Consider the following 944-nt stretch of genomic DNA (forward strand, 5'->3'; position numbering starts at 1 on the left):
TGGGCGTTCGGAGCGGCCCGCAGCGCGCGCACCGGCTCGATCCCGACCTTGACCAGTTCGCGGTTGAGCTGTTCGGTTCGCGATCGTGCGGCCCGGGGGGCGGTAGACAGAAGGGGATCGGCGTATGATTCTGCCTACCTGAGCTACTCTGCCGCCCCTTCGGCCAGCAAGATGAAGAATAAAAAGATCCGGGAAATTTTACTCGGTAAAGCACTTGATCCCATGAAGAGTGAAACACGCCATTCGATGGCGTTGGTCGCCTTCCTTGCATGGGTGGGGCTGGGCGCCGACGGGCTGTCCTCCTCCGCTTACGGCCCCGAAGAAACCTTTCGCGCACTGGGCGGGCATAACGAGCTGGGCCTGTACCTGGCCATTGCCACCGCCGTCACCGTGTTCGTCATCGCGCTGGCCTACAACCAGGTCATCGAACTGTTTCCCACGGGCGGCGGCGGCTACCGCGTGGCAACCAGCCTGGTCGGCCCCTACATGGGCCTCATCTCCGGCTGCGCGCTGGTGCTTGACTACGTGCTGACGATTGCCATTTCCATCGCCTCCGGTGTCGACGCGCTCGCTTCCTTCCTGCCACTGGGTTTCCAGCCCTACAAGCTATGGGCGGAAGCGTTTTTCATTGCCTTGCTGATCGTGATGAACTTGCGCGGCCTGAAGGAATCCATCCAGATCCTGCTGCCCATTTTCCTGGGCTTCGTGGTCACCCACCTGGTGCTGATCGTGTACGGCATCGTCGCGCACGTCGCTTTCCTGCCGCAACTGGTGCCCACCACCATCGCCAGCACCAGCGAACTGGCCGGCAATATTGGCTGGACCGGCGTTGCCGCCATGCTGCTGCTGGCCTACTCGCAAGGCGGCGGCACCTATACGGGCCTGGAGGCGGTGGCTGCCGCGCCGGCGCCGAATTCCTTTTGCACGGCCGCCTTGTGCTCGCC

1 protein-coding gene is annotated in these 944 nt (G+C 63.1%); it reads left to right on the plus strand.

Features of this window, described 5'->3' with window-relative positions; all coding sequences use genetic code 11:
- Positions 1–171 precede the first annotated feature (171 nt).
- Positions 172–944, plus strand: a 773-nt coding sequence (locus tag ACP7BV_RS27330) for an amino acid permease (RefSeq protein WP_426108051.1), incomplete at its 3' end; no start/stop codon positions are given.

It is taken from the genome of Massilia sp. TSP1-1-2, assembly GCF_049896185.1.
Classification (GTDB): domain Bacteria; phylum Pseudomonadota; class Gammaproteobacteria; order Burkholderiales; family Burkholderiaceae_D; genus Telluria_A.